At 36.7% G+C, this 22,050-nt stretch carries 19 protein-coding genes and 1 tRNA gene; 7 read left to right on the top strand and 13 right to left on the bottom strand.

The genetic code is table 11. The features are described from left to right. Positions 1–65 precede the first annotated feature (65 nt). From dnaA to mutM, 3 genes are all read right to left on the bottom strand, one after another. A complete protein-coding gene (gene dnaA / locus U0839_RS04060; RefSeq protein ID WP_155565429.1) occupies positions 66–1,607 on the bottom strand; it encodes a chromosomal replication initiator protein DnaA in 1,542 nt (513 codons plus the stop codon). Between the two features lie 232 nt (positions 1,608–1,839). Beyond that, positions 1,840–2,109: a 30S ribosomal protein S20 gene (gene rpsT / locus U0839_RS04055; RefSeq protein ID WP_110437968.1), complete on the bottom strand. Its 270-nt coding sequence runs from the start codon at positions 2,107–2,109 to the stop codon at positions 1,840–1,842. Positions 2,110–2,216: 107 nt separating this feature from the next. Next, a complete protein-coding gene (gene mutM / locus U0839_RS04050; protein ID WP_413550128.1) occupies positions 2,217–3,080 on the bottom strand; it encodes a bifunctional DNA-formamidopyrimidine glycosylase/DNA-(apurinic or apyrimidinic site) lyase in 864 nt (287 codons plus the stop codon). A 23-nt stretch (positions 3,081–3,103) separates the two neighbouring features. Here mutM and U0839_RS04045 point away from each other — a divergent pair, with 23 nt between their 5' ends. From U0839_RS04045 to U0839_RS04025, 5 genes are all read left to right on the top strand, one after another. Continuing rightward, on the top strand, positions 3,104–3,874 hold the full coding sequence (locus U0839_RS04045; protein ID WP_413550127.1) for a class I SAM-dependent methyltransferase: 771 nt from the start codon (positions 3,104–3,106) through the stop codon (positions 3,872–3,874). Between the two features lie 26 nt (positions 3,875–3,900). Continuing rightward, on the top strand, positions 3,901–5,118 hold the full coding sequence (gene coaBC / locus U0839_RS04040; RefSeq protein WP_155565432.1) for a bifunctional phosphopantothenoylcysteine decarboxylase/phosphopantothenate--cysteine ligase CoaBC: 1,218 nt from the start codon (positions 3,901–3,903) through the stop codon (positions 5,116–5,118). A 5-nt stretch (positions 5,119–5,123) separates the two neighbouring features. Continuing rightward, the gene (gene dut, locus U0839_RS04035) at positions 5,124–5,582 is read left to right on the top strand and encodes a dUTP diphosphatase (protein WP_110437972.1); all 459 of its coding nucleotides are present in this window, start codon (positions 5,124–5,126) and stop codon (positions 5,580–5,582) included. Positions 5,583–5,669: 87 nt separating this feature from the next. Beyond that, complete coding sequence (locus U0839_RS04030; RefSeq protein ID WP_413550125.1) at positions 5,670–7,394, top strand: ABC transporter permease; 1,725 nt, start codon at positions 5,670–5,672, stop codon at positions 7,392–7,394. A 10-nt stretch (positions 7,395–7,404) separates the two neighbouring features. Then, positions 7,405–8,736, top strand: coding sequence for an AAA-associated domain-containing protein (locus U0839_RS04025; protein WP_155565435.1), 1,332 nt, complete (start codon positions 7,405–7,407; stop codon positions 8,734–8,736). A gap of 2 nt (positions 8,737–8,738) precedes the next feature. Here U0839_RS04025 and msrA read toward each other — a convergent pair whose 3' ends face one another. The 4 genes from msrA to U0839_RS04005 form a co-directional block, all read right to left on the bottom strand. Continuing rightward, on the bottom strand, positions 8,739–9,296 hold the full coding sequence (gene msrA, locus U0839_RS04020) for a peptide-methionine (S)-S-oxide reductase MsrA (RefSeq protein ID WP_155565436.1): 558 nt from the start codon (positions 9,294–9,296) through the stop codon (positions 8,739–8,741). Positions 9,297–9,413: 117 nt separating this feature from the next. Further along, the gene (locus tag U0839_RS04015; protein ID WP_155565437.1) at positions 9,414–12,095 is read right to left on the bottom strand and encodes a valine--tRNA ligase; all 2,682 of its coding nucleotides are present in this window, start codon (positions 12,093–12,095) and stop codon (positions 9,414–9,416) included. Positions 12,096–12,126: 31 nt separating this feature from the next. Then, positions 12,127–13,590 carry a TolC family outer membrane protein gene (locus tag U0839_RS04010; protein WP_155565438.1) on the bottom strand — a complete coding sequence of 488 codons (1,464 nt, stop codon included), beginning with the start codon at positions 13,588–13,590 and terminating at the stop codon, positions 12,127–12,129. A 54-nt stretch (positions 13,591–13,644) separates the two neighbouring features. Then, positions 13,645–14,292, bottom strand: coding sequence for a protein-L-isoaspartate O-methyltransferase family protein (locus U0839_RS04005; protein ID WP_413550122.1), 648 nt, complete (start codon positions 14,290–14,292; stop codon positions 13,645–13,647). Positions 14,293–14,428: 136 nt separating this feature from the next. Here U0839_RS04005 and U0839_RS04000 point away from each other — a divergent pair. Beyond that, positions 14,429–14,503 (top strand) — tRNA-Cys (locus U0839_RS04000). A gap of 4 nt (positions 14,504–14,507) precedes the next feature. On the opposite strand, the gene U0839_RS03995 is transcribed toward U0839_RS04000, so the two are convergent. Then, positions 14,508–15,341, bottom strand: a complete 834-nt coding sequence (locus U0839_RS03995; RefSeq protein ID WP_155565440.1) for an SDR family NAD(P)-dependent oxidoreductase — start codon at positions 15,339–15,341, stop codon at positions 14,508–14,510. 97 nt (positions 15,342–15,438) lie between these two features. On the opposite strand from U0839_RS03995, the gene U0839_RS03990 reads away from it, so the two are divergent. Continuing rightward, positions 15,439–16,605, top strand: coding sequence for a hypothetical protein (locus U0839_RS03990; protein WP_122123567.1), 1,167 nt, complete (start codon positions 15,439–15,441; stop codon positions 16,603–16,605). Between the two features lie 7 nt (positions 16,606–16,612). On the opposite strand, the gene hflX is transcribed toward U0839_RS03990, so the two are convergent. From hflX to U0839_RS03965, 5 genes are all read right to left on the bottom strand, one after another. Next, positions 16,613–17,902, bottom strand: coding sequence for a GTPase HflX (hflX, locus tag U0839_RS03985; protein WP_155565441.1), 1,290 nt, complete (start codon positions 17,900–17,902; stop codon positions 16,613–16,615). Positions 17,903–17,914: 12 nt separating this feature from the next. Continuing rightward, positions 17,915–18,187, bottom strand: coding sequence for an RNA chaperone Hfq (gene hfq / locus U0839_RS03980; protein WP_122124269.1), 273 nt, complete (start codon positions 18,185–18,187; stop codon positions 17,915–17,917). A gap of 54 nt (positions 18,188–18,241) precedes the next feature. Then, entirely contained in the window at positions 18,242–19,651 is a 1,410-nt protein-coding gene (locus U0839_RS03975; RefSeq protein ID WP_155565442.1) for a sigma-54-dependent transcriptional regulator, read from the bottom strand. Then, positions 19,641–21,887 (bottom strand): ATP-binding protein, encoded by a 2,247-nt coding sequence (locus U0839_RS03970; protein WP_413550119.1) that lies wholly within the window; start codon positions 21,885–21,887, stop codon positions 19,641–19,643. Before U0839_RS03970 ends, U0839_RS03975 begins: the two co-directional genes overlap by 11 nt. Next, positions 21,857–22,050, bottom strand: a 194-nt coding sequence (locus tag U0839_RS03965) for a helix-turn-helix domain-containing protein (protein ID WP_413550117.1), incomplete at its 5' end; no start/stop codon positions are given. The genes U0839_RS03965 and U0839_RS03970, both read right to left, overlap by 31 nt.

Below are 22,050 nucleotides of genomic sequence, written 5' to 3'. Positions count from 1 at the left end.
AATATAAAATGCTATAAATTATAATGTTTAGCAGTATTCTAAAATAAATACCACAGGAAAATGTCTTAAGTTTCCAACATTCTGCGAAGCAACTCCACATCTTCAGCAAATGCAGAATCTTTTTCCATCAATTCAGCCACTCTACTAATGGCATGCATCACGGTAGTATGATCCCTGTTCCCGAATTTTCTGCCAATTTCAGGTAATGACCTGCTTGTTAATTGTTTCGCCAAATACATTGCGATCTGTCTTGGTCGCGCAACTGCACGGGCTCGTCGGGCAGATGTCATGTCCGTTTGACGAATATTGCAGTGTTCAGCAACCTTTCTTTGAATCTCCTCAATTGTAACACGTCGTTCATGGGATTTTAAGATATCATGAAGAACTTCTTGGGTTGCTTCCAGTGTTATGGGACGTCCGAAAAGATTTGCATGTGCGATTAAACGGTTTAGAGCCCCTTCAAGCTCTCTTACATTTGTAGTAATTTTATGAGCCAGAAATTCCATTACTTTTGGTGAGATAACTACCTTGGCGGATGCCGCCTTAGCTTCTAGAATGGAAATTCTTAATTCATAAGTTGTAGCATGAATATCAGCAACCATTCCGCACCCTAATCGTGTACGCAAACGATCTTCCAGCCCCGATAAATCAGAAGGTGATTTATCGGCAGATACGATGATTTGGCGACCCGCATCAATCAAGGCATTGAATGTATGGAAAAATTCCTCTTGTGTATTGTCTTTGCCAATTAAAAACTGTAAATCATCAATCATCAAAACATCAACCGATCGCAATTCTTCCTTAAATTCTATTGTGGATTGAGAACGAATAGAGGCAATAAAACGGTACATAAATTTTTCAGCTGACATATAGGAAATTGAAATATTTCCTGCCTTTGCCAATTCAAATCCGATTGCATGCATCAAATGGGTCTTACCCAATCCTACCCCACCATATAGAAATAATGGATTAAACCCTGTGCTTGAAGGGCATTCAGCCACTCTTCTTGAACACGCATAGGCAAATTCATTTGGTTTACCGACTATAAAATTTTCGAAGGTAAATCGTGGATCTAACTGTAAATGTAAAGGAAGCTTATCTTCTTCTTTTGTCCTATCTCCCAAACTGGTATCATTATTAATAACATTTATAGAATGGGCTTCCTTAACATGATTGAGTTTAGTATCTGATTTTTGTTGGTTTGAGAATTCTGTTTTGATATTATCTATGCCAGAATATTTTTCCGTATCGGAATTATTTTTATGAGATAAATTTTGATCATTTTCAATTTTTGAAGTTAACTTTAACTCTACTCGACGAATTTGAGGCAATTCAGCATGCCATAACTGACTTAACTTGTTGTTGTATTGAGCTCTAACCCAATCTCTTAGAAAACGGGTGGGTAGATATAAGGTCAGTTCATCTTCATCAATTGCGCCAAGCGTTATTTGCTTCAACCATGTACGATATTCCACCTCACCAACTTCAACCTGCAGGCGGCTACAAATACGCCCCCAATGTATTTCCAATATTGATTTAAGCGTATTGGGGTCTGCATCCTGAAGCGATAATTTAAATTCTTGAGATTCGTTTGTGGGTTCGGACATACGTGAAGAAAACTTATTGAATATGGAAAGTAAACGGATGTTTTATAACGGTTTCTTTAAAATACACCTCTTTTACACTTTTATAAAGTACCAAAATTTTTCTGAATATAATTTATTATTTTAACAATTAAAGTAAAAAAAACCCGATGAATGATATTCATTCGTCGGTTTTCTTTTTTAAAGCAAGTTTACAGCAAAATATGTAATTTGCTGTATATATTTAAGCCAATAACTAAGCTGTTTTTAAATTCTTTATCTTTCCTGCCAAGCGAGAAATTTTACGAGCAACAGTATTTTTATGCATAATACCTTTTGTGCATGCTCTTTGCAATTCTGGCTGTGCATGACGAAGTGCTTCAACAGCGCCTTCTTTGTTCCCTGCCAAAAGAGCTTCTTCAACTTTTTTTACAAAAGTACGAACCCGCGACTTGCGAGCCTTATTACGTTCAGTGCGTTTTAAAGTTTGACGTATACGCTTACGCGCAGATGCGATATTCGCCATGGATTTCCTGTTTGTCTATTTTCGTTTAAATGGATTAATACTACACATTAATGCATGTTATTAATAGCTTACTGTTCATACGTCAAGCGAATTATTCAATGATTTTTTCATTTTTGGCAAATTTCGCAATAAAAACTTGAACGCCCTGCCTGAACCGTTCTTTTTATAACTGTTTTTCTTCCCTTTTGTAAACAGTAATTGCACAATTCGCCTTCTTTACCATAAACATTCCATTGCATTTGGAAATAACCTTTTTCACCATTTGAATGAACATAATCACGCATACTAGATCCTCCCGCCTCGATCGCTTTAAGCAAAATGGATTGAATGGATTGAATCAATAACAGAATTTCTTGTCTTTTTAATTCACACGCACTTTGAAAAGGTGAAATTCCAGCAAGAAATAAAGATTCACAAACATAGATATTACCTAACCCAGCAATAACACGTTGATCAAGCATTGTATTTTTAATACATTGTTTTTTAAGTTTAAATTTTTCATGAAGATAATCACATAATATCGCCTGGTGAGAGGAAACGTTAATCCCTGTATCGGGCAAAGGTTCGGGTCCCATCATTTTTAAAAGATTATGTATCGTATTTGTTGGAAACAAATCTATTATTCCAAAACGCCTTGGATCTATAAACTGAAGACATTCACCTTCATATGTTAATATCGTTAGATGTTCGTGTTTTTGTTTTTTATAACCTGATCCAGAAGGTTGCACGATAATTTTTCCAGACATTCCCAAGTGAAATAAAACCGTCAATCCGTTGTTTAATTCCATTAAAATATATTTGCCACGTCTATTAAATTTTACAATTCTGGTATTTGCCAAGCATGTTTCTAATGTTATAGGTATAGATTGACGTAGGTTAATTCGATGGCGTTGAACGTTTTGGATTGTATGATTAGTCAATTTTTTTTCCAATCCACGTCTAATTATTTCTACTTCGGGCAATTCTGGCATAAGTTTTTCTGAAAATTAATCGTATGAAAAATAATAATGATACCGCTTCTCAATCCAACGAACATATTACCGATTTTGGATTTCGACAAGTTAATGATAAAGAAAAACCTTCAATGGTAAAGGCTGTTTTTGATAGTGTCGCACAAAAATATGACATAATGAATGACTTGATGTCATTGGGCATTCATCGGGTTTGGAAACAGATTTTTATTCAAGAGCTGCATCCCACCCCCAATTTAACATTACTTGATTTGGCTGGAGGTACAGGGGACATAAGTTTTGGTTGGTTAAATCGAGGAGGTGGCACGGTTTTTTTAACAGATATTAATTACAGTATGCTTCATGTAGGTCAGGAACGTGCACTTGACCTTGGATATGTGGACAATATCCATCTTTTTTGTGTTGATGGGGAGAAAATTTGTTTGCCTGATCGATCTGTTGATCGTGTAACTATTTCATTTGGCTTGAGAAATTGTACACACAAGAATCAAGTTCTAGAAGAGGCACGACGGGTATTGAAACCGGGGGGAAGATTTTTATGTCTTGAATTTTCTAAATTGATCATTCCCTTTTTACGCCCTCTATATGATGCATGGTCTTTTCAGGTATTGCCACGTATAGGTCAAATTATTGCCAAGGATCGTGATAGCTACCAATATCTGGCAGAAAGCATTCGTACTTTTCCAGATCAGGAAACACTTAAATCCCTGATGGAACAGGCTGGATTGGAACGTGTTACTTATCAAAACCTTTCCGGTGGTATAGCAGCAATCCATTCAGGTTGGCGCATATAATTAGTTACAATTTGAAAAAAAATTCCATGACACCCAAAAACATTTTACTTATCATTTCTGGCGGAATAGCAGCCTATAAAGCTTTAGAACTCATAAGTTTATTTCGCAAAAATCATCATAATGTAAAATGTGTTTTGACGCAATCAGGGGCTGAATTCATCACTCCCCTTTCCTTACAAACTTTAAGTGGCAATGAAGTTTACCAAGATTTATTTTCATTGACCCAAAATCATAATATTGAACATATTTCATTAACCAGAGAAGCGGATCTCATAATTATCTATCCCGCCTCTGCCAATTTGATTGCAAAAATTGCCTTGGGTATTGCCGATAATCTTGCCAGCACTATTATTTTAGCCGCTCCACCAACTATGCCTGTTCTTATTGCTCCGGCAATGAATGTTCATATGTGGGAAAATCCTATTACACAAAATCATATACAAACACTTAAAGAAAGAAATATGGTCATTGCAGGACCCGCAAAAGGAAAGATGGCCTGTGGAGAGTATGGTTATGGACGCCTTATCTCTCCAGATAAATTTACAGATCATATTCGTAATATCTTGGCGCCTGATCGCCCCTTGGAAGGCAAGAAAGCACTTGTCACAGCTGGTCCAACTTTCGAACCGATTGACCCTATCCGTTTTATAGGTAATTATTCATCAGGCAGACAAGGTTATGCCATTGCAGAAAGCTTACGAGATGCTGGTGCAGAGGTTACCCTGATTTCAGGACCCGTATCACTATCACCACCTGACAATATAAACATTGTAAAAATTAAGACAGCTAATGAAATGCTAGATGCATGTCTTGCACATTTACCTGTAGATATGGCTGTTATGACTGCTGCAGTTTCTGATTGGCGAGTCAGGAATGTTGCCAAACATAAAATCAAAAAGACAGCGGCTATTTTCCCACCAATTCTGGAAATGGAAATCAATCCTGATATTCTTGCAAAAATTTCTCAACTTAAAAATAATCGTCCAAAACTTGTTATCGGATTCGCAGCGGAGACTGAAAACCATTTAAAAAATGCAGTTGATAAAAGAATACGTAAAGGTTGCGATTGGATAGTTGTTAACGATGTCCAATCTTCAACAAATATCATGGGGGGCTCAGAAAATGAGGTGACAATTCTGTCATCCTCTGGTAAGCAGCATTTTGAGAGAGCCAGTAAAGAAAAGATTGGATATCTTTTGACGCAGGAAATCATTACATTTTTCAAATCAGAAAATAGGGGGTAATTAACATGTCCTTGGCACCCTTTCCTAGAATTCGAGTAAAAAGGCTGGCACATTCCATAGAACTGCCACTCCCTTCTTATGCAACCATTGGTGCGGCAGGAATGGACTTACTGGCTGCCGTTAATGAACCGATTACAATCTTATCGCAAGAAATAGCGCTTATTCCTACAGGGTTACAGATAGCTTTACCCCATAATTATGAGTTGCAAATTCGTCCCAGATCAGGATTGGCCCTGAAACATGGAATATTACTTCCCAATTCTCCCGGTACGATTGATGAAGATTATCGTGGTGAAGTTAAAGTGATTTTATTGAACACTGGGAAAGAATCCTTTGTCGTCGAACGTGGTATGCGCATTGCGCAAGCTATTATAGCCCCAGTTATTCGGGCAGTTTGGGAAGAAACAGATATTCTTGAAGAAACGGAACGATCGTGTGGAGGTTTTGGAAGTACGGGTGTCTGATCATTTTTTATAAAATATGATCGAGTTTAGTGAATAATTATCGTTCAATCTAACAATAAAATACAATTAAGAGGACTAGGCGGGCAAATGAAAAAACAGAATATTCCCGCCAGCGTAACTGTTCAATCGAAACCAAATATTTTTGATGCAATCACCATTATATGTGTGATTGCACTGGGGGTATCGATTGCAACAGCTACACGGCACGTTATACAACCCTTGAATATGCCAAATGCGCAACTTATACACCTGGATCCCATCTATTTGCCAGGATATGCCATGCGTACAACTTTACGCATGTTTGCCGCTCTTTTCGCTTCTTTACTTTTTACCTTTGGATACGCAGTCTTAGCAGCCAAAAGTCGTAAGGCGGAAATGCTGCTAATTCCTGTTCTCGATATATTGCAATCTGTGCCCATTTTAGGGTTTTTAACCTTTACAGTTGTCTTTTTTATGGGATTATTTCCCGGCAAAATTCTTGGTGCCGAACTGGCTGCAATATTTACGATTTTTACCAGTCAGGCATGGAATATGGCATTTAGTTTGTATCAATCCCTCAAAACGATACCTCCTGATATGGAAGAAGCCGCACGTTGTTTTGGTTTAACTGGATGGCAACGTTTTTGGAAACTGGAAGTTCCATTCGCTATTCCAGGATTGATCTGGAATATGATGATGTCCATGTCCGGTGGCTGGTTCATGATTGTCTATTCAGAAACAATCACTGTTGGAAATACAAACATTGTTTTGCCTGGAATAGGATCGTATGTAGGTATGGCAATTGAACAAAGAAATCTGGCCGCAATTTTTTATGCAATTGGAGCAATGTTGTTTGTTATTTTGGCATATGACCAATTACTATTCCGTCCCTTAGTTGCATGGTCATCAAAATTTAGATTTGAAACTACACAAAGCGAAACAGACACTGCTCCTTGGTTTTTACGTCTTATACATAAAACCTATTTTATTCGGTGGGTAATGACCTTTATTGGTAAATTAATGCATAAGATTGCCAACCTGCCTCTTGGCAGGAAAAATAATTTCTTCAATGAAAAATTCATTGCAACAAAAACATCAGATGTCATTTATATTTCTGTATTATGTTTTCTGGGCATAATCGCTGGTTTTTACATTTATCACACTGTCCATGACCAATTGACCATTCATGAAATTTTATATGTTATCTGGCTGGGGTTTTTAACACTTTTAAGAGTTATAAGCATGATAATTCTGGCAAGTATCATTTGGGTACCTGCAGGAATATGGTTGGGATTACGTCCCAAATGGGCAAAAAGAACACAGGTTATCGCGCAATTCATGGCTGCCTTTCCAGCCAATCTGTTTTTTCCGTTTTTTGTTGTTGGAATTGTTCATTTTCACTTAAGTAGTAATATTTGGTTGACGCCATTGATGATATTGGGAACACAATGGTACATTTTATTTAATGTTGTTGGTGGTGCCTCAAATTTTCCCGGTGATTTGAGAGAGGTGGTAAACAATTTACAAATCCATGGAAAACTATGGTGGTTTAAGGTTATGTTGCCTGCCATTTTTCCCTATTATGTTACAGGAGCACTCACTGCATGTGGAGGAGCTTGGAATGCTTCCATCGCTGCAGAATTAGCAAGTTGGGGCAATACAACCTTGATTGCTGAAGGTTTGGGATCATATATCGCACTTGCAACAGAAATGGGCAATACATTCAAGGTCGGACTTGGCATGGTTGTAATGTCGGCGTTTGTCATTCTTTTCAATCGGATTGTCTGGCACCCTTTATATAGTTTTGCTCAACGACGCTTGTCCTTTATCTAAGGAAAAAACCATGAACCAAAAACAGGATATTTTACTTCAAATCAAGAATTGTCAAAAATCATATAAAAAAGATAATAATTCTGAATTGGTGGTTTTAGATAACGTCAATTTAACCTTGAAACAAGGGGAAATTGTCGGATTATTGGGACGCTCTGGCTCTGGAAAATCCACTTTATTGAGAATTATTGCTGGTTTAACCCCACCAAGCAAAGGAGAGGTAAAATGGAAAAACCAATTATTGTCAGGTCCGGCAAAGGATGTGGCAATGGTTTTTCAATCTTTCGCTCTTTTTCCATGGTTGACTGTACAAGATAATGTTCAGCTGGGACTTGAAGCAAAAAACACCCCACGAAAAAATATGGAACAGTTAAGTGAAGAGGCAATAGATCTTATTGGTTTAGGGGGTTATGAGAAGGCTTATCCAAAAGAGCTTTCGGGTGGAATGCGTCAACGTGTTGGATTGGCAAGAGCGTTGGTAGTGCATCCAGATCTTTTATTGATGGATGAACCCTTTTCTGCCCTTGATGTTCTTACAGCGGAAAATTTAAGAACTGATCTTATTGAACTGTGGGTAGAAAAAAAATTACCAGTAAAATCCATTTTGATTGTTACACATAGTATCGAGGAAGCTGTATTGATGTGTGACCGTTTACTTATATTTTCTTCAAATCCGGGTACAATTGCCCACGAGTTGGAAGTTACGTTTCCTCATCCCCGTAATCGGGAAGATCCGGCTTTTCGACAATTTGTTGACCGGATTTATATTCTCATGACTCATCGTGATCCAATCAATGTCGATCCAAACAATATCGATATGAAACAAGCGGTAAATAATCGTTACGCAGCGCTTCCACGTATGTCAATGAATCTTATGATCGGTATGATGGAAACATTATATACAGAACCCTATTGTGGAAAGGCAGATTTGCCTCAATTGGCCAAGAGTCTGCAAATGGAGCTTGATGATTTACTGCCTATTGGTGAAACCCTGCAAATGCTTGAATTCGCTGATATGGCCGAAGGTGATATCCGCCTAACTGAACTGGGAAAAAAACTTGTTAATTCTGAACTGGAAGAACGTAAGGATATTTTCCGTAAGAGCTTGATAAAGAATGTTTCATTGATTCGTTCGATACGTTCCATTCTGGATGAACGATCCAACCATAGAGCAAGTGCTGAAAGGTTCCGCGATGAATTGACTGATACCATGTCACCAAATTCAGCACGTCAGACTTTGTTAACCATTATCGGTTGGGTCAGATATGCAGAAATTTTTGATTTTGATGAGGAAACTGACCAGTTTTTTCTTGATGAAGATGATAAGAATATTGATAAAACATAATATTATTTTTTTAGGTGGTCGATAAATTTCTGTCGGAATTTCCTGACTTTTGGTTCAATTACAGTCTGACAATAAGCCACTTCAGGATGTAATTCAAAATAATTTTGATGTTCTTTTTCAGCTGGATAGAATTTATCCAGCATTTTAATTTCTGTTACAATTGGATTTTTCCATATTTTTTTATCTTGAATTTCTTTTTTAATTTTATAGGCAATTTTTTCCCGCTCTACAGATGCGGGTAAAATTATTGAACGATATTGCGAACCGATATCTCCACCTTGTCGATCTTTCGTCGTGGGATCGTGAATAACAAAAAATAATTTTAATATGTTATCAAGGCTAATAGTATCCGGATCATAAATGATTTTTACCACTTCGGCATGCCCAGTTTGATTGGTGCATACTTCCTTATAAGTTGGGTTTTCAGTATATCCTCCTGAATAACCTGGTATAATAGTATGGATACCCTTAACATTTTTTAAAATTGCTTCTATACACCAAAAACATCCACCACCCAAAACAATATTGTTTGTCAATTGATTTTTTTCATTTACATGCATATTTTTTCCTTTATACAAGATAAATTTTTTCGATGAATAATCAAACATGATATTTGTACAATTAAAAGGATATTGAATTACCTTTTCAACATCCTTAATAGTTGAAAAATTTTACTTTTAATTTAAATGCAATAAAGCGGTTTTAAATCGCTTCTCAGATTTTACCAACTGTTTTAACCGTTCACGATTTTCTTCAACAATTTCAGGTCTTGCCTTACTAAGAAAATTCTGGTTGGATAATTTTTTATTCAGTTGTTCAATTTCCAATGCGATTTTTTCGATTTCCTTTGTTAAGCGTTCTTTTTCTTTCTTTATATCAATAATGCCTTGTAAGGGTAAAACTAAGATTGTATCATCTATAATTGTTTGAATCGAACCAGATGGTATTTCATTCTGTAATTTGGCAATAGATTGCACTCTGGCCATTCTGCCAATAGCATCTGACCATTGTTCAATAATTTGGTAATGTTTTTGATCAATATCTTTAACCAGAACAGGTATTAATTTTGCTGGCGGGATATTCAATTCAGCTTTTAAAACACGAATTTCAGTTATTAATTTTATTATAAAGTCTATTTCATCATTTGCCTTTTGAGAAACAACTGTTTCCGATTCATAACTTTTTGGCCATGAAGACGTGATCAGGCTTCCTTTTTTACCAAATCCAAATTCAGCCCAAATAATTTCTGTTACAAACGGAATAACGGGATGTAGAATTTTTAACAAATTCTTTAATACAAAAGCAGTGATTGTTCTAACTTCTTTTACTGTATCGTGGTTATTTTTTTGAAACGCTGATTTTGCAAATTCTAAAAACCAATCACAAAATTTATCCCATGTAAAATGATAACAAACAGAAGCATATTCATCATAACGAAAATTATCCAGAGCAGCTGTGGCCTGTCTAATCGTTTTTGATAATTCTGCTAAAATCCATTGACTTAGGGATAACTGAATATCGGATAGTGAAAATTCAGTATTTTCAGTCACTTGATTCATTTCGCAAAATCGTGCAGCATTCCATAACTTGGTGATGAATGTACGATATTCCTCAATACGTTTTTTACCTAGTTTGATATCTCGACCCGGCCCTGTCAAAGCGCAAATAGTGAATCGCATTGCATCAGCACCGAACTCGTCGATTATTTCAATAGGATCGATACCATTCCCTTTGGTTTTGGACATTTTTTGACCTTTTTCGTCACGTACAAGTCCATGTAAATAAATGGTTTTAAAGGGAATATCTTTCATAAAATGCATTCCCATCATCATCATTCTCGCAACCCAAAAGAAAATGATATCAAAACCTGTTATCAACACGTTTCCGGGATAATAACGGTCTAGCTCTATTGTTTCATTTGGCCACCCCAATGTCGAAAATGGCCACAATGCAGATGAAAACCATGTATCCAAAACATCTTCATCTCTTCGTAATTCCTGCTCACATCCATAATATTCTAATGCTTGCTGTTTAGCCTCATTTTCATCATAGGCTACAAAAACAGTATTATCTGGACCATACCACGCGGGTATTTGATGCCCCCACCATAATTGGCGACTTATACACCATGGTTGCAGATCCCTCATCCAAGCAAAAAAAGTGTTTTCCCATTGTTTGGGAACGAATTTCATCCTTCCCGATTGTACCGCCCTGATAGCAGGTTCAGAAAGTGTTTTTGCGTCACAATACCATTGTGTGGTTAATCTAGGTTCAATAACTGCCCCTCCACGTTCAGCATGAGGAACCTGATGTTTATGCGATTCTATTTTTTCAATATATTCAAGCTTTTTTAATTCTTCGATAATGATTTTACGTGCTTTATCACGAGGTAATGATTGTAAAGAACATATAAAATCTGATTTTTCATTTTCAGATAACTCATTTAGATCAATTGCTGCACTTTCATCCAAAATTGTTATCAATTTCAGGTTGTGACGACGACCTACTTCAAAATCATTAAAATCATGAGCAGGTGTAATTTTCACTGCTCCTGTACCTTTTTCAGGATCTGAATATTCATCGGCAACAATTATAATTTCACGATTAGTTAATGGAACAACAACTTTTTTGCCTATTAGATCTTTATAACGGTCATCTTCTGGATGAACAGCGATTGCTGTATCACCCAACATTGTTTCTGGACGAGTTGTTGCAATAACGATAAATTGAGTATTATCCTTCACTAACGGGTATTTGATATACCAGAGATTTCCCTGTATTTCTCTATTCTCGACTTCAAGATCGGAAACGGCAGATCTGAAAACAGGATCCCAGTTCACCAAACGTTTATCCTGATAAATCAATCCTTCTCGATAAAGCGTGATGAAGACTTTTTTGACAGCTTCAGACAAACCTTCATCCATTGTAAAGCGCTCTCTCCTCCAATCAAGAGATGCACCAACTCGTCTCAATTGTTGGGTAATTTGACCACCAGATTCCTCTTTCCATTGCCAGACACGTTCAATAAATTTTTCCCTGCCCAAGGTTTTACGATCAATGCCTTGAGCTGTTAATTGACGATCAACAACCAATTGAGTCGAAATACCAGCATGATCCGTACCTGGTTGCCACAACACATCATATCCCTGCATACGACGAAACCTTACAAGGGTATCCTGTAAGGTCATCGTTAGGGCATGTCCTATGTGCAAGGTACCCGTCACATTTGGTGGCGGGATCATTATGGCAAAAGGTTTTCTTTCATTTATTTCCGGGTTGGCTGAAAAAGAACCATTTTTTTCCCATATATGGTATAAATCGTTTTCACAAGCAGATGGATTAAATTTTTTATCTAACATTTATTATTTTTATTATACTAAAGAAAAATTATTAACGTCCAGGTTGATCCTGTGCGTAGTCACTCATACCCCACCATCTGTTTTTAACAGCATTATAATATGCTGTATAATCATAATGGGGAACATTCAGTTTAAGGTCTTGTGCCGTTAAACGCCCAATGGCTGAAGCAATACTATAAGATGCCGTTACCATTGAGCTTAAATTCTGAATAAGTGTGGTTTGTGAATTTAACAAGGTTTGTTGCTGTTGTAACATTTCCAATGTTGTACTTGTTCCAACAACAGCCTGTTTTTCAACACCAGCCAAAGCAATAATATTTGACGCAATGGCGGCACGGTTGCTTGCTATGGCCGCTTTGGCTGCCATTAATTTTTGCCAGTTTGTAGAGGCAAGCTGCATGGCACTTCTTCGTTGAGAACTGACTTGACGATGTGCAGCCTGAGCCAACTGTTTTGCTTCACGTATTTTAGAATATTCCGCACCACTTTGATAAATGGGAATGTTTAATTGCAACATACCCATTTTTTGATCTGATGTATTCTGTCCTACTCCTTGATTGACCATGCGTTGATAGGATAAAGAAGCATTAAGCTTAGGCATAATTTCCGATATAGCCACATTTACATCATCTTTTTGTGATGCTTCAGTAAACAGGGCTGAAATCACGTCTGGATTATTTGATGCTGCCTGTGCAATTGCCTCTTGTTCTGTTTTGATCGGTAAAATCAGAGGTTGAGGTGGTTTGAGATTAGGAGCCGGCGCAATCCCCACAACTTGGGTATAGGTTGCCTCAGCACCACGCAAATCTCCTTCAGTCGTTTGACGCTGTGCTCGTGCTGCGGCTAATGCCGCTTCCGCCTGTGCAGAATCGGTTCGCGTAACTTCTCCAAGATTAAAACGCTGATGTGTGGCCTTGACCTGTTCAGCCAGAATTTTTTCATTGTTAATATTAATCTGTAACAGCTGCTGATATTGTATAACAGCTACATAAGCATCAATAACCTTGCTAAAAACCTTTTGTTCAGTTGATAAAAGTTTTGCCCTTTCAGCCATGACCTTGTTTATTGCCTCATGCGTTTGAGCAGTCGTTTTCCCACCCTGATAAATAGGTTGTGTTATATTAACATTTGCACCATATCCAAGTCGTCCACCTGATTTTTGTTCTGTAGTAGATTTAGGATAATGAACCCCTGCAGCACCTAATGCCGGTTCAGAAACACCTAAGTTATAACCCTCTGTCACAACACCAGTCAAACCTGTCGTGATAGTCGGTCTCCAACCTGCATGTGCTGTCGAAACCTGTTCATCCACGGCTCTCAAGCTGGCACGTTCCTGTTGCAAATCTGGATTGGTTAGATAAGCTGTCGCCAGAGCTTCTTCAAGCGTATGCGGAATAAAACTTGGCATACCTGATCCATCATAATTTTGAGCATATACAGTAGTCGATGCAAAAAATGTTAATAAACTTATTCCAAAATTACGATTAATGATCATGATAATACCTTATTAATAACACTTCAAAATAAAATAGCAGCTAAAAAATATAAATTATTTCATGAATTCTGGTAAATAAGGTAAGGCAGCATAAAAACTTTTTTGTATTACTATACCTTCATCAGTCTTTTTTGCTGTAACTGCATGACCTATATCACCATCTTTTTTTAATACCGTAATAATATGACCATTTATATTTAATTGATCAATCAGTTTTTTTGAAATTTCCTTAATACAGCCGTCAATTATTATGGCATCATAAAATTTATTTTTTGGATATCCATCCTGTAATGTTCCATCACACCATTGCACGTCAGATGCATATTCATTACAGAATTTTTTTCCAATAACAGACAACTTTTCATTTTCTTCCAATGCATATACTTCCGCACCCATTAAGGAAATAATGGCCGAAAGATATCCAGTCCCTGCACCAATAACCAATATTTTTTGCTTTGCCTCAATATTTGCCAGTTGAACAAGTCTGGCAAGCACTCTTGGCTCACTAAGATACCGTTGATCAAAAAGTGAAATATTAATATCTGAATAAGCCATTTCTTTTTGGTTATTCAGAACACAATATTCGCGTGGTAAAACACGCATTATTTCTATTAATTTAACATGACTGACTTCAGCAGGACGTAACTGATTTTCAATCATGTTTTGCCGGGCCTGAACAAAATCAAAATTCGGATGGGTCATTGTTTATAAAATCTCTATATCTATGCTTTCAAAATTAATACCATGAACTACTCAAATATGAAAAGTAAAGTTTTTATACATTTTTTTCTTGACCTTTTTACCAATTTCATTGATATAGGCAATAGCTTGATCAAATGGTCCGGTGGCAGAGTGGCTCATGCAGCGGATTGCAAATCCGTTTACGGGGGTTCAATTCCCTCCCGGACCTCCAGATCTCAAGATTGTTTCACTTTAAGACGAGAGAGAATAAAGTCTTTTAATCTGTTAGGCATAACAAGATCAATCCATTTTAGATAAACAAACAATTTAGGCATAATTAGCTCTGCTTTTCCCTCATCAACCGCTTTAATTATTTTTTGAGTTGCGGTTTCTAATGAAATCATAAAAGGTTTGTTACATTCCAACCTTTGGCTCATGGGTGTATCGACAAATCCAGGAGTGATTAAAGTGATTTTTATATTCCATTTTTTCACGGAAATTCTCAAAGAATCAACAAAACGACTTAAACCGGCTTTTGAACTACTATAGGCAGTTGCAAAAGGCAATGAATGAAATGCAGCAACCGAACCGACAAAGACCAATTGTCCATAAATTCCACGATCAATCATTTGTTGAGCTATTTTATTACCCATGACACATGGTGTTACATAATTCAAATGCATCAGTTTCAATAATAACTCATCACTTTCCAAATTATTTTTATCCTCCCTTATATCCCCAGAACCGGCAGCCATGATTGCCATATCAATTGTATAATTGATTAATAATGTTTCCAGTTGGCGTAAGCTATTTTTTGAATCTGCAAGATCTATACTAAATATTTGAACCTTTGCCCCTCTGTTTAGACATAATTGTGCCGTTCTATCCAACTTTTCTTGAGAACGACCCCATAAAAAAAGAGTTTTGCCTTTGTTTGCACATGCTATTGCCAATGATTGGCCTATTCCACTGGAAGCCCCGGTAATCAGAATATTTTTTGCAGAATTAAATTGATTTTTTGGTTGATAATTTAAGGTTTGATTGTTTTTTGATAAATTTATATCTATCAAGACAAAATCCTTTTATATATAAAAGCAGAAAATGCTATTTTATAGTTTACATTGGTAAAATTCAAAAATAATAATTCATAATTTCTATGGTTTTTACATGTCCCTTAATTCTTGCTCCATCAATAATATTGATATTGTTCCTGTTCAAACCAAACAACAGCTTAAACTTTTTATTCAATTGCCACGTCTTCTATATAAAGGTTTATCTGGATATGTCCCTCCCTTGGACTGGCAAGAATCAAGCTTATTAGATCCAAAAAAATCAGCTTTTTTTCGATATGGTTCAGCAAAATATTTCATAGCATATAAAAATCATCAACCTGTTGGACGTATTTCAGCACAAATTGATCCGAATGCGTTAAGACAATGGAAGGAACCTGTCGGTTTGTTCGGTGCATTGGATGCAATTGATGATTTATGCGTCGTAAAAAAATTAATAGACGCTGCAACCAAATGGTTGAAACATAATGGTATGGAAAAAATCAGGGGACCTTATACTCTAAATGCCAATTCTGAAATAGGGATAATGATAACAGGGCAAAATGCCTTACCAACCGTTGCCATTCCCTGGCATCCAACTTGGCTTCATCACCATATTGAAGCAGTCGGTCTTGAAAAAGCCATGGATCTACTTTCATATCAGATGAAATTCGGTCCACGAGCTAAACAGGCCCATAAAATACCTGCAGGTTTGAAAATGGGATGTGGAAAATTGGGTAACATTACAACCAGAAAATTAAATACAAAAGAAATTGCGCGAGATGGTGAAATTCTTCGCCAACTTTACAATGATGCATGGCATGATACTTGGGGCTTTGTTCCTCTCACCTCAATCGAGATGTCTGTATTAATTAAAGATTTAAAATCCATGCTAAAACCTGATAATTTTGTTCTGGTTGAACAAAATTATATTCCAGTGGCTGTTGCTTTGGTAATTCCCAATATTTATGATTTAATCATTGATATCGGACCTGATCCATCCCTTTTGGGATATAGTAAATTGATCTATCGAATCTTACGACACCAATTTCATTCAGCCCGCGTTATTTTGCTTGGTATAAGTGGATCCATAAGAGATACAGCTCTGGGAGCTTTGATGCCATCATTGGTTATATCCGAACTTTTTGAACGTGGAGAAGTCTTACCCTATAAAACAATTGAATTGGGATGGATTTTGGAAACAAATCATGGTATGCGAAACTTAATTGAACGGATTGTTCCAGAACCCAATAAAATTCATCGAATGTATGAAATGAAAATATAAAAAAATTTTAGTACGTATAAAGCTGTTCAAATCGAACTCTATCTATAGGAGAAAGTAACAGCGTTATCTGAATGATTTTTTCGCTATCATGACGCTCAAGAATTTCTCCATGATCATAAAGCCATGCTAAAGCTGAACCATCAACAATATCAATAGCATATGTCAATTTTTCCATTGAACATTGCAATCTTTGATCAATTTTAGAAATGAGCGAGGGTAGATTTTGTCCTGTCAAGGCAGATACACCGACAATATTATCATTTTTGCCTGTTAATTCAGTATAATCTACGAGGTCGATTTTATTGAGAACTTCAATTGTCGATGACCTCCAGTTTTCACTCAATACATCATCTTTCACCATCATGTCCAATACAGAAGAAACATCTTGTTGTTGTTGACGGGTCTCTGGATGTGAAATGTCTCTTACATGTAATATGATATCCGCTTCGGAAATTTCTTCAAGCGTTGCTCTAAAAGCAGCTATCAATTCGGTTGGGAGGTCGCTAATAAAACCAACTGTATCAGAAAGAATGACTTTTTTTCCTGATGGCAGATCAATCTTGCGCATGGTTGGATCAAGTGTAGCAAAAAGTTGATCCTGAGCATGAACAGAAGCCCCTGTCAAATGATTGAATAAAGTGGATTTTCCTGCATTTGTATAGCCAACCAAGGCAATTATAGGAAAAGGGACTTTTCTTCGAGCCTTACGATGCAATCCTCTTGTCCTTCGAACCTGTTCAAGATCTTTTTTTAAACGGGTAATCCGTTCATCAATCAGCCTTCTATCCGCTTCAATTTGGGTTTCACCGGGCCCCCCCATAAACCCAAACCCACCTCTCTGCCTTTCTAAATGAGTCCATGATCTAACCAGTCGGCTACGCTGATATTGTAGGTGGGCAAGTTCAACCTGTAACACACCTTCTCTGGTCTGCGCTCTTTCACCAAAAATATCCAGTATTAAGGCTGTTCGATCTATAACCTTGCAATTAAGTTCTTTTTCAAGGTTTCGTTGTTGAATTGGACTTAAACGTGCATCAAAAACAACGACTTGAATCTTTTTCTCAATAATAACAGATTTTAAATTTTCGATATTTCCCCGCCCTATTAAGGTTGAAGAACGGAATGACCGAATATTTATAATCTCTCTATAGACAATATCAATTTTAATAGATGATACTAATCCAACAATCTCATCAAGCCTAGATTTAGAATTCCTATCATTTTGTTTTAGATTTACATCCCATGGAACAATGACTGCAGCAAAATTTGATGATTTCACTGAATCGGATTCAATCATAAAAATAAATTCTCACTTTTCTTCAGATGTTGTGGAAGTTGAAGTCGCTGCAGGTGCATTAAAGGGAAGTTGAACAGGTGACGAGGGCATAATCGTACTTACAGCATGTTTATAAACGAGCTGCGCATGACTTTCTCTACGTAATAATATGGAGAAATTATCAAATCCAGAAATGATTCCCTGTAATTTCACGCCATTCACTAAGAAAACAGTAACTGAAACTTTAGAACGGCGGATCTGATTTAAAAAAACATCTTGAATATTTTGATATGTATCTTTTGACAAAATAAAACCTTTACCAATCACATTATGAAATTGAAACTTGCATATATTAACAGTTTAATTATTTATATTATTATTATTTCTTTCTTCTGATCCGGTAACTCCTAACTGTTTCAATTTTCTGTGTAAAGCACTTCGTTCCATTCCAACAAAACCAGCAGTCCGGCTGATATTGCCACCAAACCGCATTAATTGAGCTTGTAAATATTGCGTTTCAAAAATATCACGAGCCTCTCTTAACGGAAGACTGATGATATCAGTTTGTGTATCGATTTTCAATAAACCCGGTGCGTTTTGACCGACATTTGATGGCAACATATCAGTACGGATGGCTTCATTAACATTTCCAGGCATCATGATTAAAAGCCGTTCCATTAAATTGCGTAATTCACGTACGTTTCCTGGCCATTCATAAGTCTGTAAGGTTGTTAGAGCATCTGCTGATAATTCAATGACTGGCACTCCGGTTAATTCAGAATAATGCTTCAAAAAGAAAGTTGCTAGTTCAGGTATATCTTCTCTTCTTTCCTTCAAGCTTGGAATCTTCAAAGGCACAACTGCAAGACGATAATATAAATCCTTGCGGAATCTGCCATTGGCAATTTCCTGGTTTAAATCCTTATTCGTAATGGCAATAACTCTCACATCAACCTTAACGCGGCTGGAACCGCCAACACGTTGAAATGTTTGATCCTGTAATGCTCGAACAATCTTTCCCTGTGTTTCAAGAGGCATGTCGGCAACCTCATCTAACACCAGCGTACCTCCATGAGCCTTTTCAAGAACACCGGTACGTCTTTGCAAATTATTTAGTGTATTGCCCTCAATACCAAACAATTCTTCTTCAAATCTTGTTGGAGAAAGGGTTGCGCAATTTAATACAAAAAAAGGTCCCTCTGCTCTTTTGGATAATTTATGTATAGCTCGAGCAGCCACTTCTTTTCCCGTACCTGGCGCACCATATATTAGAACTCGAGAATTCGTTGGCGCAACACGCTCAATTTGACTTTTGACAGAATTGATAGTTTGACTTTGTCCATTTAATTTAACTTCGTATCCACTTCGGAAACGTAATTCTTCATTTTCCCTTGCCAATTTTGCAGCTTCCAGAGCACGACGGACTACTACTAGTAGATGATCTGTCTTGAAGGGTTTTTCAATAAAATCATATGCACCATGTTGAAGTGCGGAAACAGCAGTTTCTATTGTTCCATGACCTGATATCATGATAGTGGGAACAGCAGGTTTTTCATTTTGTATGAGTTTAAGAATTTCCAAACCATCCATTTTTGACCCTTGCAACCATATATCAAGAATGACTAAGGATGGTCTTCTTGCATGAAAGGCCTTAATCGCTGAATCCGCATCCCCAGCAAGTCGAGTTTCATACCCCTCATCTTGTAAAATTCCCTCAATGAGTAGTCTAATATCTGGCTCATCATCGACGATTAAAATTTCATGCGTCATATTGTCCTCGTATTTGAAAAGTCAAAATTGATATTGTTCCCCGACCTTCGATCCGATCTTTTAACTGCAATGTCCCATTATGTTCTTCCATAATTTTTTTTACAATAGCGAGACCTAATCCTGTTCCCTTAGGTTTATGGGTTACATAAGGTTCAGTTAACCTTAACCTGTCTTCCTGTGGAAGACCAATTCCATCATCTTTTACTGAAATGATAATAGTATTCTTATTTAACTCTAATGTAACCCAAATATTTCCTATGTAATTTTCATGACCGTTACTTTTTTCATTTTCCATATTTATAGCATCTGATGCATTTTGAAACAAGTTAGTGAGAGCCTGACTTATCAATCGCGCATCACAATTCATTTCAATTTTGTCATTGGGTAAATCCGTATGATATCTTATTTCACAATGTGCATTCTGCTGAAGAAATAATGTTTCCCTAATAATGCGTGTCACTTCGTTTGTTTTGATAACAGGTTGGGGAAGTCTAGCAAAAGATGAAAACTCATCCACCATTCTACCTATATCACCAACGTGACGTACAATTGTATCAATACACTGATTATATATATCCTGATCTTTGGATATCTCTTTAAGAAAACGTCTTCGAAGTCGTTCTGCAGAAAGTTGGATAGGTGTTAAAGGGTTTTTGATTTCGTGCGCAATTCGACGGGCTATATCTGCCCAGGCGGCTTTTCTCTGCGCCGCCTGTAAATCCGTTATATCATCAAAGGTAATTACAAATCCCTCAATTTCATTTCCCCTGATTTCTGGCCCAATCTGGGCAAGCAACATTCTACTCCCAGCAGAGGTTTTGATCTGAATTTCCTTTTGAATTAATTTATGATTGTTATTGATGGTATCTCTTTCTTCGGAAATAATTGATAGCAAGGGAGAGAATTCTGGTACAACATCCGTAATTTTATGTCCTATATAATTCATTAAATCAATAGATAAAAGTTGATTTGCTGATCGATTAGGCAATTCAATTATTGCCTGCTTATCCAACCCAATCACTCCACTGGAAACACCGGATAAAACCGCTTCGGTGAAGCGTCTGCGTTCATCAATTTGCTGATTGGCCTCTATAAGTTCTTTATGCTGGAAAGAAAGTTGATTGGTCATTTGATTAAAGGCACGTGCCAAATCGGTTATTTCATCATCCTTACCATATTCAGGCACCCTAACATTGAGGTTACCCTTACTGATCTTTTGTGCAGCTAACGTCAATAACCCGACAGGACGAGCAATTTGGTTGGCAATAAAAAGGCCTATCAAAATGGCCACCAAAACAACAAGCAATGCAATCAATGCAAATATAATTACAAACATCACCTGAATTTTTGAACTTTTATTGTTTAAATCATTATACTGCATAACAACTTTTTCAGTTTTATGCATATGATTAAGAATAACCGGATCAACAGGCCTTATAATCAATAAAACGAGCGGCGGAGTATCGTTAATAGGAATGGCAGCACGAACTGTTTCCTCATCAGGTGAATCCAAAATTGCCACATCATTATGCGACATCAAGGTCGCTGATCGAGGTAATTGTTTGGCGTATGATGTGTTATTGAATAAACCGCCCGACGCAATTATTTTTTGGGTAAAAGAGTTATAGACAAAGGCAGCATTTAATCCTCTTAATGTTGCTTGAGAATCAAGAATCTGATCGAGGCTATTACCATCATCATATAGATCCTGACCTGCTTGAGCGTAATTGTTTTGAATACCTTGTATATAATTGGCCAAAGAAAAGGCTTCAGTACGTATATTATCATTATGTTCCTGTAAATAACCTTTTGAAGCCAGCAAAGCCTCGTTAAGCGCTGTGCTTACCCTGTTATTAAACCAGTTTTGAATGCCAAAATGAAATAAAATTGTCGCAAAAATTCCAACCAAAATGGTTGGAACTATGGCAATAATACTAAATAACACAATCAGCTTGATATGTATTTTTGAACCAACCAACCGTCGTCTATGTTCGGAAATCAAACGAAATATACAAAAGAATAAAGCTAGTATCAATAAAACAAGAACAAATCCGTTAATACTTAAAATAACAAATTGTACCGATGATTTATGAGATGTAACAATTCCACCTGAAAGAATAACAAAAGTGATGATTGTAAAAATCAAGGCCAGCACAACCAAAAAAATAGTGGCTTTTCTATTAGAAAATTTTTCAGTAACCTTATTCACTTTCTGCTTATAGATTTTTCCAGACATGTTGAGCCTTTATGTTTTTTACTCAATTCAAGAAGATTAAACATTTTCATTTTTTTACGTAACGTATTTCGATTTATTCCCAGCATCGAAGCCGTTTTTATTTGATTGCCTTCAGCTTCCACAAGAGCCATTTCAATTAAGGGTCGCTCAACTTCCATTATAA

It is taken from the genome of Commensalibacter sp. A3DC (genome assembly GCF_047307945.1).
Taxonomy (GTDB): Bacteria; Pseudomonadota; Alphaproteobacteria; order Acetobacterales; family Acetobacteraceae; genus Commensalibacter; species Commensalibacter melissae.
The sequence above is the reverse complement of the archived record's forward strand: the minus strand, read 5'-3'. Positions and strand labels throughout refer to the sequence as shown.

Excerpts from the sequence above, each read along its gene's own strand:
- rpsT (WP_110437968.1), bottom strand. The coding sequence starts at position 2,109 with ATGGCGAATATCGCATCTGCGCGTAAGCGTATACGTCAAACTTTAAAA.
- U0839_RS04005 (WP_413550122.1), bottom strand. The coding sequence starts at position 14,292 with ATGACCCATCCGAATTTTGATTTTGTTCAGGCCCGGCAAAACATGATT.
- mutM (WP_413550128.1), bottom strand. The coding sequence starts at position 3,080 with ATGCCAGAATTGCCCGAAGTAGAAATAATTAGACGTGGATTGGAAAAA.
- dnaA (WP_155565429.1), bottom strand. The coding sequence starts at position 1,607 with ATGTCCGAACCCACAAACGAATCTCAAGAATTTAAATTATCGCTTCAG.
- U0839_RS04025 (WP_155565435.1), top strand. The coding sequence starts at position 7,405 with ATGAACCAAAAACAGGATATTTTACTTCAAATCAAGAATTGTCAAAAA.
- U0839_RS03990 (WP_122123567.1), top strand. The coding sequence starts at position 15,439 with ATGTCCCTTAATTCTTGCTCCATCAATAATATTGATATTGTTCCTGTT.
- U0839_RS03975 (WP_155565442.1), bottom strand. The coding sequence starts at position 19,651 with ATGACGCATGAAATTTTAATCGTCGATGATGAGCCAGATATTAGACTA.
- dut (WP_110437972.1), top strand. The coding sequence starts at position 5,124 with ATGTCCTTGGCACCCTTTCCTAGAATTCGAGTAAAAAGGCTGGCACAT.
- hflX (WP_155565441.1), bottom strand. The coding sequence starts at position 17,902 with ATGATTGAATCCGATTCAGTGAAATCATCAAATTTTGCTGCAGTCATT.
- U0839_RS03970 (WP_413550119.1), bottom strand. The coding sequence starts at position 21,887 with ATGTCTGGAAAAATCTATAAGCAGAAAGTGAATAAGGTTACTGAAAAA.
- msrA (WP_155565436.1), bottom strand. The coding sequence starts at position 9,296 with ATGCATGTAAATGAAAAAAATCAATTGACAAACAATATTGTTTTGGGT.
- coaBC (WP_155565432.1), top strand. The coding sequence starts at position 3,901 with ATGACACCCAAAAACATTTTACTTATCATTTCTGGCGGAATAGCAGCC.
- U0839_RS04045 (WP_413550127.1), top strand. The coding sequence starts at position 3,104 with ATGAAAAATAATAATGATACCGCTTCTCAATCCAACGAACATATTACC.
- U0839_RS04015 (WP_155565437.1), bottom strand. The coding sequence starts at position 12,095 with ATGTTAGATAAAAAATTTAATCCATCTGCTTGTGAAAACGATTTATAC.
- U0839_RS04010 (WP_155565438.1), bottom strand. The coding sequence starts at position 13,590 with ATGATCATTAATCGTAATTTTGGAATAAGTTTATTAACATTTTTTGCA.
- U0839_RS04030 (WP_413550125.1), top strand. The coding sequence starts at position 5,670 with ATGAAAAAACAGAATATTCCCGCCAGCGTAACTGTTCAATCGAAACCA.